General features: G+C 71.0%; 12 protein-coding genes. 8 read left to right on the top strand and 4 right to left on the bottom strand.

Annotation, left to right across the window (positions count from 1 at the left end):
- Positions 1 to 41: 41 nt before the first annotated feature.
- Positions 42 to 407, bottom strand: a complete 366-nt coding sequence (locus ACFUK0_RS37630) for a PRC-barrel domain-containing protein (protein WP_380258114.1) — start codon at positions 405 to 407, stop codon at positions 42 to 44.
- Positions 408 to 716: 309 nt separating this feature from the next.
- Here ACFUK0_RS37630 and ACFUK0_RS37625 point away from each other — a divergent pair, with 309 nt between their 5' ends.
- Together ACFUK0_RS37625 and ACFUK0_RS37620 are read left to right on the top strand one after the other, a co-directional pair.
- On the top strand, positions 717 to 2,300 hold the full coding sequence (locus ACFUK0_RS37625; protein ID WP_380258112.1) for an FMN-binding glutamate synthase family protein: 1,584 nt from the start codon (positions 717 to 719) through the stop codon (positions 2,298 to 2,300).
- Between the two features lie 66 nt (positions 2,301 to 2,366).
- Positions 2,367 to 4,097, top strand: a complete 1,731-nt coding sequence (locus ACFUK0_RS37620; protein WP_380258110.1) for a thiamine pyrophosphate-dependent enzyme — start codon at positions 2,367 to 2,369, stop codon at positions 4,095 to 4,097.
- Positions 4,098 to 4,801: 704 nt separating this feature from the next.
- Here ACFUK0_RS37620 and ACFUK0_RS37615 read toward each other — a convergent pair.
- On the bottom strand, positions 4,802 to 5,134 hold the full coding sequence (locus ACFUK0_RS37615; RefSeq protein ID WP_380258108.1) for an STAS domain-containing protein: 333 nt from the start codon (positions 5,132 to 5,134) through the stop codon (positions 4,802 to 4,804).
- A gap of 208 nt (positions 5,135 to 5,342) precedes the next feature.
- Between ACFUK0_RS37615 and ACFUK0_RS37610 the strand changes: the two genes are divergently transcribed.
- The 6 genes from ACFUK0_RS37610 (at position 5,343) to ACFUK0_RS37585 (ending at position 10,342) form a co-directional block, all read left to right on the top strand.
- On the top strand, positions 5,343 to 5,762 hold the full coding sequence (locus tag ACFUK0_RS37610; RefSeq protein ID WP_380258106.1) for an ATP-binding protein: 420 nt from the start codon (positions 5,343 to 5,345) through the stop codon (positions 5,760 to 5,762).
- A 339-nt stretch (positions 5,763 to 6,101) separates the two neighbouring features.
- Positions 6,102 to 6,953, top strand: a complete 852-nt coding sequence (locus ACFUK0_RS37605; protein ID WP_380258104.1) for an STAS domain-containing protein — start codon at positions 6,102 to 6,104, stop codon at positions 6,951 to 6,953.
- A complete protein-coding gene (locus tag ACFUK0_RS37600) occupies positions 6,950 to 7,390 on the top strand; it encodes an STAS domain-containing protein (protein ID WP_380258102.1) in 441 nt (146 codons plus the stop codon). The genes ACFUK0_RS37605 and ACFUK0_RS37600 overlap by 4 nt, the downstream gene beginning before the upstream one ends.
- The gene (locus tag ACFUK0_RS37595) at positions 7,387 to 7,800 is read left to right on the top strand and encodes an anti-sigma regulatory factor (protein ID WP_380258100.1); all 414 of its coding nucleotides are present in this window, start codon (positions 7,387 to 7,389) and stop codon (positions 7,798 to 7,800) included. Before ACFUK0_RS37600 ends, ACFUK0_RS37595 begins: the two co-directional genes overlap by 4 nt.
- On the top strand, positions 7,797 to 9,014 hold the full coding sequence (locus ACFUK0_RS37590) for an ATP-binding protein (protein ID WP_380258118.1): 1,218 nt from the start codon (positions 7,797 to 7,799) through the stop codon (positions 9,012 to 9,014). Before ACFUK0_RS37595 ends, ACFUK0_RS37590 begins: the two co-directional genes overlap by 4 nt.
- Complete coding sequence (locus tag ACFUK0_RS37585) at positions 9,011 to 10,342, top strand: PP2C family protein-serine/threonine phosphatase (RefSeq protein WP_380258098.1); 1,332 nt, start codon at positions 9,011 to 9,013, stop codon at positions 10,340 to 10,342. Before ACFUK0_RS37590 ends, ACFUK0_RS37585 begins: the two co-directional genes overlap by 4 nt.
- A 200-nt stretch (positions 10,343 to 10,542) precedes the next feature.
- Here ACFUK0_RS37585 and ACFUK0_RS37580 read toward each other — a convergent pair whose 3' ends face one another.
- Positions 10,543 to 10,959, bottom strand: a complete 417-nt coding sequence (locus ACFUK0_RS37580; protein WP_380258095.1) for a hypothetical protein — start codon at positions 10,957 to 10,959, stop codon at positions 10,543 to 10,545.
- A 155-nt stretch (positions 10,960 to 11,114) separates the two neighbouring features.
- On the bottom strand, positions 11,115 to 11,281 hold a 167-nt coding region (locus ACFUK0_RS37575; protein WP_380258116.1), incomplete at its 5' end, for a family 1 glycosylhydrolase.

Raw genomic sequence — 11,281 nt, 5'->3', positions numbered from 1 at the left:
CCACCGAGGAGGTGGCGGCCCGCAGCCGGTAGCGGTGTCGGTCAGATGTGGCCGCCGTAGTAGGAGCCGTAGTAACCGGCGTAGGCGTCCTGGTACCCCGTGTCGGCGTCATCGTGCTTCTCGGGGTCGTACTCGGGGCCGCTCTTGATCTCGTCCTTGGTCCGGTCGACGTAGACCTTCCTGTCGTCCTCGTCGACCCGCACAACGGTGCCAGCGGGGAGCAGGACGTGCTTGCCGAAGATCCACGGACCGGTGTCCACCACCAGGTACCGGGAGCCCGCTTCCTCCGACAACTTGTCGACCTTGCCGATGTGACCATCGGTGGCCTCGACGTGGAACCCCACCAGGTCGGTGCCGGCGACGTGGCCGGAGGTACCGCGGAACTCCCAGATCTCGATGCCGCTCAAGACGCCTCCCTCAGGTGTGGCGCCGCCCCGGGCTGCTCCCGGCGCGACGCGTTCTCGGCGCCTCGCCTGCCCCGGTCCGGGCAGGTCACTCCCCCGGGCCCGCATCGGACGACAGTTCGCCCGGTCGGTGGGCGGCGGCGCGCAGGGTGATGCCGTGCAGGCGAGCGTCGGCCGTGACGATACGGGTCGCCAGGTATGCCAGGGGATGACGGTCGAGGGCCACAGGCGTGCGCACTGTCCTGCTCCCCCTGCCCGACGTCCCGTCCGCCGGTGGGCTTGGCGGGCTCGATCGGGGACAGACGACGGACTGTGCTGAGAATATTCTGGGTTGCCCTGTTGGGCTGCATGGCCGCAACCGCCGTCGCGTCGAGTGTTCTGGCGTCGCCATGGTGGTGGTGGGCGGCCGGTCCCTTGGTGGCCGTGCTGCTTCTGGCCGGACGGGACCTGCTCCAGCGGCGGCACTCCGTCCTGCGGAACTACCCCGTGCTGGGCCATCTGCGGTTCGCGATGGAGGGCATCCGCCCCGAGTTGCAGCAGTACTTCGTGGAACGCAACGTCGACGGACGTCCCTTCGACCGGGACACCCGCAGCATCGTGTACGAGCGGGCCAAAGGAACCGACGCGGAGGAGCCGTTCGGCACCGAACTCGACCTGTACGCGGCCGGCCGGGAGTTCCTCGTCCCGTCCATGGCCCCGCGCCCAGTGCGCCCGGACCCGCCACGCGTGCGGATCGGTGGCCCCGACTGCACCCAGCCGTACGACATGGCGCTGCTCAATGTCTCGGCGATGAGCTTCGGATCACTGTCGGCCAATGCCGTGCTGGCTCTCAACACCGGTGCCGTGCTGGGCGGTTTCGCTCACGACACCGGCGAAGGAGGCCTTTCCGAGTACCACCTGCGCCCCGGCGGCGACCTCGTCTGGGAGATCGGCACCGGCTACTTCGGCTGCCGCACCGAGGACGGCGCCTTCGACGAGAGCGAGTTCGCCCGGAAGGCCGCCCACCCTCAGGTCAAGTGCGTGTCCCTGAAGCTCAGTCAGGGAGCCAAGCCCGGCATCGGGGGCGTACTGCCCGGCCCGAAGGTGAATGCCGAGATCGCCCGTGTCCGTGGGGTACCGGAGGGCCGGACCGTCATCTCGCCGCCCTACCACCAGGTCTTCTCCACCCCGCGGGAACTCGTCCGCTTCCTCGCCCGGATGCGTGAACTGGCCGGCGGCAAGCCGGTCGGCTTCAAACTGTGCGTCGGCTCCCGCCGCCAGTTCCTCGCCGTCTGCAAGGCGATGCTGGCGGAGGACGTCACGCCTGACTTCATCATCGTCGACGGCGCCGAAGGCGGCACCGGCGCCGCTCCCCTCGAATTCGCCGACAACATGGGCATGCCCCTCACCGAGGGTCTGCTGACCGTCCACAACGCACTGCTGGGCACCGGACTGCGCGACCGGGTCCGGATCGGCGTCAGCGGCAAGGTCGCCACCGGCAGCGACCTGGTCAAGCGGCTCCTCCAGGGGGCCGACTACACCAACTCCGCACGCGCCATGATGTTCGCCGTCGGCTGCATCCAGGCCCAGCGCTGCCACACCAACACCTGCCCGACCGGCGTGACCACCCAGGACCCCCGCCGGGCCCGCGCCCTGGACGTCGGTGACAAGTCCCAACGCGTCCACCGCTTCCAGGAAGCAACGGTCAGGAGCGCCCTGCAGATCATGGCCGCCATGGGAGTCGACGACCCCGCCCAGCTGCGCCCGCACATGCTGCAGCGCAGGACGGACCCGCAGACTGTCCGCTCCTGGGCCGAGCTCTATCCGGAACTCGCCCCGGGACAGCTCATCAACGACGCCCCCGAAGCGTGGGCCCCGGACTGGCGCGCAGCCGATCCCGAGCACTTCACCGTGTAACCCGCCGCGCCCACCCGGCCGAACCGCTTGAGCCCCCCGAAAGACATCGAACCGAAGGACCGTCCTGTGGCACGCACCGTTGCGCATGTGATCGTCGACGCCCTGCAAGAACTCGGCGTCCGCCAGGTGTTCGGCGTCGTCGGTGACGCGCTGAACCCGCTCACCGACGCCATCCGCTCCACCGACGGCCTCGACTGGATCGGCTGCCGTCACGAGGAGGCCGCCGCGTTCGCCGCAGGCGCCCAGTCCCAGCTGTCGGGGACCCTGGGCGTGTGCATGGGCACCGTCGGCCCCGGTTCCGTCCACCTGCTGAACGGCCTCTACGACGCCGCCAAGAGCCGCACCCCGGTCCTCGCCATCGCGGGACAGGTGCCACTCGCCGAACTGGGCGGCGACTACTTCCAGGAGGTGGACAACGACCTGCTCTTCCGCGACGTCGCCGTCTACCGGAACACCGTCACCACCCCCGACCAGATGCCGCGGATGCTCGAAGCCGCCGTGCGAGCAGCGATCAGTGAGAACGGAGTCGCCGTCCTCACGGTGCCCGGTGACCTCGGCGACCGCGAACTGACCGACGACCGCCCCGCCCGCTTCTCCCGCGCCCACCCCGTCACCCGCCCGGACGAGTCGGGCATCCGCGAGGCCGCCGAACTCATCAACGCCGGCGGAAAAACCACCCTGCTCGTCGGCCGCGGGGCCCGCGACGCCCGCGACGTGGTGCTGGACCTGGCCGAACGGCTCGCGGCACCGATGGTTCTCACCCTCAAGGCCAAGGAGGGCTTCGAGGGCGAGAACCCGTACCAGGTGGGCCAGACCGGCCTGATCGGCAACCCCGCCGCCGTCCACGCACTCGACTCCTGCGACACCCTGATCATGCTCGGCACCGACTTCCCCTACCGGGACTGGTACCCGACCGACTGCAAAGTCGTCCAGATCGACCTCCAGGAACGCAACCTGGGACGACGGACACCGATCGTCACCGGCCTGGCGGGCGACGTCGGCGCGACCCTCCGAGCGCTTCTCCCCCACCTGGACGCCGTCGAGGACCGTTCCCACCTGGAGTCCGCCCGCCGGCGCTTCGAGGAGTGGGGCGTCGAACAGCAGCACCTCGCCGACCCCGACCACGACAAGCACCGCCTCGGACGGCTGCGCAGCGCTCTGGACAACCGCAGCGGCGACATCCGCCCCGAGGCGCTGGCCGCCGCCGTGAACGCCTGCGCGAGCGACAACGCGATCTTCACGTCCGACACCGGCATGTCCACCGTCTGGCTGTCGCGGTTCGTCACCCTGCACGGGCAGCGGCGCCTGCTCGGTTCCTACAACCTGGGCTCGATGGCCAACGCCATGCCGCAGGCCCTCGGTGCCCAGCTCTGGGCACCGGACCGTGAGGTCATCGCGTTCTGCGGCGATGGCGGCCTGAGCATGCTGCTCGGCGACCTCATGACCATCAAGGCCTACCGGCTGCCGGTCAAGCTCGTGGTCTTCGACAACCGCCGGCTGGGCATGGTCAAACTCGAACAGGAACAGACCGGGCTGAGCGAGTTCGGGACCGAGCTGGAGAATCCCGATTTCGCAGCCGTCGCCACCGCCCTCGGAATCACCGGCATTCGCGTCACCGACCCCGCCGAACTCCACGACAGCGTCCGCCGAGCCCTCGCCACTCCGGGGCCGGTCCTGCTGGACGTGCTGACCAACCCCCAGGAACTCGCCGTCCCCGGCCGGCCGACGGTCCAACAGGGCTGGGGGTTCGCTGTGGCCAAGGTGAAGGAGGCACTGCACAAGAGCCGAGGGGAGTGAGGCGCACGCTCTGCGTGTTCTCCCACCGGGCGCGCACCGGTCCGAGGGTACGGCCTGTACGGGCGAGCCCCCGGAAGGCCGGGGAACAGGGACTTCGCACCGCCTCTGCGAAGGGGCGACGTCCGGGCCGCAGGCGATGGAGGCTTCGCCGTCCCCGGGCGTCACGAAACTGCTCGCCGCGACGAAGACGCTCGGACTCGGGAGTTCGGCGGTGAACCCTCCGGCCGCCACCGAACCGGCCGGGCCCTCAGGAAGTGGACCGGGCGTGCCGGGGGCGGTGGGCCTCTCCGCGGCGTCCGCCGGCCGGCCGGAGGCCGGCACCGGACCCGCGGTGCGAGTGCCCTGCGGTCGGCGTGGTCACCACCACCGCACTGGCAACCACGAGCGGCGCCACCAACAGCACGATCACGGCAGACATGGGTACCTCCTGAGGGAGTGCGGCAAGAACAGCACCCAGCACCTGCCCCCTCGGCCCGAAGCCATGTCGCACGCCACCCCGTTCGGCCGGCCGCTCCGGACACAGCGCGCCGGTGCCCGGTGGACGTGCTGTCGGGCGCAGCGAGGCGAGGTCCCGGACCAGGTCGGCCCTCGTCATGGAGGTACTGATCACCTGGCGTTCGGGCATCCGGTCCCGCCGTCCCGGGGACGGCTCGTGTTCCTGTTACCCGGATGGCTTCACGCCCGCCGGCCGTCGGCCCGCGCGGTCACGCGGCCGGGGGGAAGAGGGCCTGGGCTCCGGTGAGTTCGAGGAGGGCGGTGATGTTCTCCGACGCCGCGAACAGGCGAAGGCTGGTGCCGGCCCGGGCGGCTTCGTTGCGGGCCTGGATGAGGGCGGTGAGGCCGGAGGAGTCGCAGAAGGTGAGGCCTGCGAGGTCCAGGTCCACGCTGGACGGGGCCGGGACGGCGGCGAGGGTGCTGCTGATGGCGGCGCGCACCTGGGGCGCGGTGTCGTAGTCGAGCTGGCCGACGGCCTCGATCACCGGGCCGCTCGCACTGGTGCGCGTGGCGATGCTGAGAACGGGAATGGGTGAGGTCACGCCAGGGCTCCTTCCGGTCCGGTCACGTTGCGGCGCGACAAGGACAACGGTAGGGCAGGCCAGCGTGTCATAGACAGCGGCAGTCCGAAGCGTTGTGCCCAGAGGCCGCCGGAGGTGACGGTGGGCGCCGGGCAGGTGCGAGGATGTCCGTCCGGGGACGACGGGCGCCGCTGGGGACGTGCGGGAGCCGCGAGCAGAGGAGGGGCACGTGGACGGCAGTACCGGCAGGGCGGTCCAGGCGCCGCTGTACGCCGCGTTCGACGGCGGGCCGGGCACCTGCGTCCACGCCCGGGAAAGCGCCGCCACCTTCCTCGCCGCCCTCAGCACTCACACACCCGCCCCCGACGACGGGGCAGCGGGCAAGGTCCTCCTCGTCGTCTCCGAACTGGTCACCAACGCCGTCCGCCACGCCCCCGGCCCCGTCATCCTCACGCTCAGCACCTCGTCGGCGGGAGTGCGGATCGCCGTGCGCGACACCAGCACCGCCCTGCCCGTCCCCCGCACACCCGACCTCGTGAGCGGAAGCGGCGGGTTCGGCTGGCCCGCCATCATCCAGCGCCTCGCCACCCGCATCGACGTCGTCACCCACCCCGGCGGCAAGGAGATCCACGCCACCTTGCCCTGGTAGCAGGCCGGTGACCGGCAACCGGGCCGTGGCAGGGTGATCCGGGGACGGACCGCTGCCGTGTGGCCGGCCGAAGGGGGTTTCCAGCAGGGCGCCCCGTCGGACCGGGTAACGCGAATACGGCCGGTGGGCCCCATGGGACGTGGCTTCGGCCAGGCAGCGCCGGCCGGCATCACCGGATGAATATTCCCCCGGACTGCGTGCATGGACCGCGGAAACGGGGGAAGCCGCTGTGCCGACAGTGTTTGGGATCACGGGCCGCCCGGCCGAGTACCACTCGTCGGGTGTAGTGGCCTAAGGTCCGGGTGGGATCGCTTGGTCCCCTAAAGAGGGGTGTGTGCTGTGGCTGATGAGAACATTTCCAAGCGTCTGATCGGCCTCCTGTCGGTACGCGGCGAAGACCTCGGCGCGGAATGGGCGGACAAGGTCACCGGATCCCTGGGCGGGCGGGTCAGCCGCGCGGAGGTCCAGCGTGAGCTCCAGGAGCTGTACACCGCACTGGTGGCCGCGCTGGGTGAGGGAAGTCTGGACGGACACTCCGAGGCGTTCGGTGAAGTCCGCGCGCTGCTGACCGAACTGTCACGGGCCCGGGCCCAGCAGGGCTTCACCCCGACGGAGACCGCTGCCAGCGTCTTCGCCCTCAAGGGGGTCCTGGAGCCGGCCCTCGCCGGAGCCGACAGCGACGTGCAGGCGTACCTGAGGTTCACCTCACTGCTGGACAGCCTGGGCCTCTACACCATAGAGGTGTACACGCGCACCCGCGAGGAACTGATCGCGGCGCAGGCCGAGCAGCTGATGGAGCTGTCCACCCCGGTGGTGAAGCTGTGGGACGGGGTCATCGGCGTTCCCCTGGTCGGCACCCTGGACTCGGCGCGCACCATGGTGGTGATGGAGAAGATGCTCCAGGCGCTGATCGACACCGGCTCCGAACAGGCCATCATCGACATCACCGGCGTCCCCGCGGTGGACACCGAGGTCGCCCAGCACCTGCTGAAGACCGTGGTCGCGGCCCGCCTGATGGGCGCGGAGTGCACCATCTCCGGGATCCGGCCGCAGATCGCGCAGACGATCGTGGCCCTCGGCATCGACTTCGGCGACATCGTCACCAAGGCCACCCTCGCCGACGCGCTGCGGCACGCCCTGCGCCGCTCCGGGGTCACCCTCTCGCGCACACCGCAGGCCGGCAGCCGGTGAGCGACCAGGTTCCCGTTCTGCGGATCGGGCAAGTCCTCCTCGTCTCCATCCAGACCGATCTGGACGACCAGGCCGTGATGCTGCTGCAGGACGACCTCGCTGCCGCGGTGGTGGACTCCGGCGCTCACGGAGTCGTCATCGACATCACCGCCGTGGAGATCGTCGACTCCTTCGTCGGCCGGATGCTCTCGACCATCGCCTCCATATCCCGCCTGCTGGACGCACAGACCGTCGTGGTCGGTATGCGTCCGGCCGTCGCCATCACCCTCGTCGAGCTCGGCCTCTCGCTCGGCGGGGTGCGGACCGCACTGACCCTGGACAAGGGTCTGCGGCTACTGGAACAAGCCCGCGCGAGCAGCGTCGGCGGACGCACTGCGACGCCTCAGGCCGACGCCGGGGACGAGGGCAACACGCCCGATGCCGCGGCCGGTCTGTGAACAGCCCTGGTCGTGACCCTCAGATCCTGGAGATCACGGCCAACGCCGCAGTGGTGCAGGCCCGCCAACTGGTCCGCGCGCTCGCCCAGGAATGCCGGCTCTCACTGGTCGAGCAGACCAAGCTGATCACCGCCGCCAGCGAGCTGGCCCGCAACACCCTCATCTACGGGGGAGGAGGCACCATGACCGCGGCCCTCGTCGACGAGCGCGGGCGGCGCGGCGTCCGCCTGGTCTTCGCCGACCAGGGGCCCGGCATCGCCGACATCGACCTCGCCCTGACCGACGGCTGGACATCGGGCAACGGCATGGGTCTCGGCCTGTCCGGCTCCAAGCGGCTCGTCGACGACTTCACCCTGGACACCGCACCCGGCCGGGGCACCACCGTCACCATCACCAAGTGGGCCCGATGAACGCGGCGGACGGCCCCTTCCTGCTGGACTGCGAGGACTCCTCCTGGTTCCGCGACCAGCCGGAGGCGGCCCGCGGCGCGGCCGCCGCCCTGGGCCGGCGCATCGGCCTGGGCGAACACCGCACCGCCCAACTGGTCCTGGCCGTCGCGGAACTCGCGACCAACGTCACCAAGCACGCCCTCAACGGGTCCATGGCGCTGCGCGTCCTGCGCAACCGCGACGTCGCGGGAGTCGAGGTGATCGTCGTCGACGCCGGCCCCGGCATAGCCGACGTGACACAGGCCCTGCGCGACGGAGTGTCGACCATCGGGACCCTGGGCATCGGCCTGGGCGCGGTCCAACGGTTGGCAGACACCTTCGCCATCCACTCCGCACCCGGGCTCGGGACCCTCCAGCTGGCCCGCTTCTGGCCGCATCCCCTGCACCCCTCCCTCTCCGGCGAGGCGGTCGTGGGCGGCATCACGCGGTCCATCGGCGGCGAGGAGGTGTGCGGCGACGCCTGGGCCGCCCGCACCGACACCGGCAGGGACGCACGAGTGGCAACCGCCGCCACGGACCGCCCGGGCACCGCTGCCGCACCCGACTGGTCGGCCATGACCGCGACCGCGACCGGAAGCAGGAGCCCGCACCACGCACCCCAGGAATCGCACCGCCCGCTCCGACCGGCCAAGGCCGGGCGCTCGGAGCTCGTCCGCGGCGCCACCGCAGGGCCGGGAGCGGGCGTCCTGGTGATGTCGTGCGACGGACTCGGCCACGGGCCGATGGCCGCACTCGCCGCACAAGCCGCCGTCCAGGCCTTCCGCACGGGCACCGCTCGCACACCCGAGCAGGTGATCGAGGAGGTCCACCGGGCCCTGCGCGGCACCCGCGGCGCCGCGATCGCCGCCGCACGCCTCGAACCCGACGGCCGGGTCCTGTTCTGCGGCATCGGCAACATCGCCGCCTCCATCGTCACCACCGGCTCCCGCGCCAACCTGCTCTCCCACCCGGGGATCGTCGGGCACCAGATGCGCCAACTGCGCACCTACGAACACCAACTGCCCGCCCACGGCGCACTGGTGATGCACTCGGACGGACTGAGTGAGCGTTGGACCCCCGGTGACCTGGCATCCCTGCTGCACCATCCGCCCGCCCTGATCGCCACCGGACTGCTGCGCCTCGCCGGCACCCGTCGCGACGACGCCAGCGTGGTGGTCGCCAAGGGTGCCTGGTGAGCATCGGCCGGCCCTCACCCCGCACCCGTGACCAGACGCCCGTACTGACCACATCGGTCAGGACGGAGCAGGACGTCTTCGCCCTGCGGCGCCGCGCCAAGACCATCGCGCACGCCGTCGGCCTCGACAACCGGGACCAGGTGCGCCTCGCCACCGCGCTGAGCGAGCTGGGACGCGACCTCCTGCGCCCCACCCCGCTGACCGTCACCTTCCAGGTGCAGCGGGACCCGGCCGCCCTCCAGGCCTCCCTACGGTGGCACGACGACCGCACACCCAGCAGCGAATCACTGCAGGCGGTCACCCGCCTGCTGCCGCAGACCGCCCACCGCCCGACAGCGACCGCCGGCGGCCGGATCGACATCCTGTGCCCCGTCCCCGAGCTGTCGTCCCGGTACCTGGACGCGGGACAGCTGAGCTCCCTGCTGGACACGGACGCTCCCGCCAGCGCCATCGACGACCTGCAGGCACAGACCCGCGACCTGCTCGCCGCCCTCGAGGAAGCCCGCGCCCAACGTGACGAACTGGAACGCCTCAACGACGAACTCACCGAAACCAACGCCGGGGTCATGGCCCTGTACGCCGAGCTGACGGTCGAACACAAGGACGTGGTGGAGCGCTACAGCCAGGAGCACGAACTCGCCCTGACGCTCCAGCGCAGCTTCCTGCCCGCCACCCTGCCCGACAGCCCCGGGATCGAGCTCGCCGTACGGTACCTGCCCGCGACCACCACGGCCGAGATCGGCGGTGACTTCTACGAAGCCGTCCACACCCCCCACGGACTGCTCCTCGCCGTCGGCGACGTCACCGGCCACTCGCTCCAGGCCGCCATGGTCATGGGCCAGCTACGCCACGCCCTGCGCGCCTACGCCGCCCAGGGCCACCCCCCGCACGTCCTCCTCACCCACCTCGACCACCTGCTGGGCCTGCACCAGCCCGGCTGGACGACCACCCTGTGCATCGTCCTCGTGGACCCGGACCACACACGACTCCACGTCGCCAACGCCGGACACCTGCCGCCCCTGCTCCTGCCACCCGACGGCCCACCGCGGTTCCTGCGCGAACACGGCCCCCTGCTGGGCATCGGACTCCCCCACCCGCCCGCCGTCACCCACACCATCGAATCCGGCAGCAGGCTCCTCATGATCACCGACGGACTCGTCGAAACCCGCGGCAGCGACCTCTACGAGCGTCTGGACCTCCTCAGCTCCTCCGCCGCGGCCGGGCCGCACGAACCAGAAGCCCTGTGCGCGAAGCTCACAGAGACCTTCGTGACGGAACCCGACGACGACATCATCATCTTCGCCGCACGAATCCAACCCCCCACATAGCGATTCGCCTCGCCGGCCCCTGTTCGGCACCGACCGGCCGGCGGCCCGGGACATGATCACCGTTCGCCGGCCCGACGGCGAGGCCCGTGGGCGGGTGAGGCCCGTGGGCGCGCCCCAGCAAGCTCAGTACCTGAGCCGACCGGGTGTCCGAGGGGCCGCTCCGACGGAACACGCGGGCCGGCGCCCCGAGCGGTCGGGGCTCAGCGGGCCGCGACGCGCAGGTGCCTTCCGGTCGCGGGTGTCCGCTCGCACGGGAGCGCCTCGGACTTGAGCTGGTTGCGCTGGGAGGGCAGTTCCAGGATCTGGCCGCCGGCCGTGATGACGTTCTGGGCGATCCGGTAGGCCCTGCGCGGGTCGAGGTGGAAGACCCAGGGGCCGGGCACCAGGACGTAGCGGAAGAATCCCCTGGCGACGGCTTCGGTGAGGCTGTCGCGTTGCGGGGCGTCGCCGCTGGAGGGGACACCGTTGTCGAGATACAGCACGGGCTCGGGAAGGCCGAGGTGGGTCGCGTACTCCCGCAGTGCCTCTTGGTGGGTCTGCATCTGCCAGATGTCCTGGGGGTAGCAGCGCAGGTACATGGCGCAGGGCTTGGTGGAGTTGCTGCTGGTGAGGGCCATGAGGGGGTTCCTTCCCGACGGGTGGTCCGAGTCGGAGGGGTGTTCCTTGCCGAGGGTGCAGACCGGCCCGGCAGCATGGGGTGCACGCTGCCGGGCCGCTGGGTGGCTGCTGGACGGCGACGTCGGGCGTCGGATATCAGCAGCGGTGTGGTGGGTCAGGCGGTGTTGCGTGTGCGCAGGCGGTGGTCCGTGATGAGCTGTGCGTAGCGGGTTCCGCTGGTCTTGATGGTGCGTTGCTGGGTTTTGTAGTCGACGTGGACGAGGCCGAAGCGCTTGTCGTAGCCGTAGGCCCATTCGAAGTTGTCGAGCAGGGACCAGGCGA

Source organism: Kitasatospora sp. NPDC057223, assembly GCF_042669755.1.
Lineage (GTDB): Bacteria > Actinomycetota > Actinomycetes > Streptomycetales > Streptomycetaceae > Kitasatospora.
This window is presented reverse-complemented; position numbering and strand designations above follow the sequence as displayed.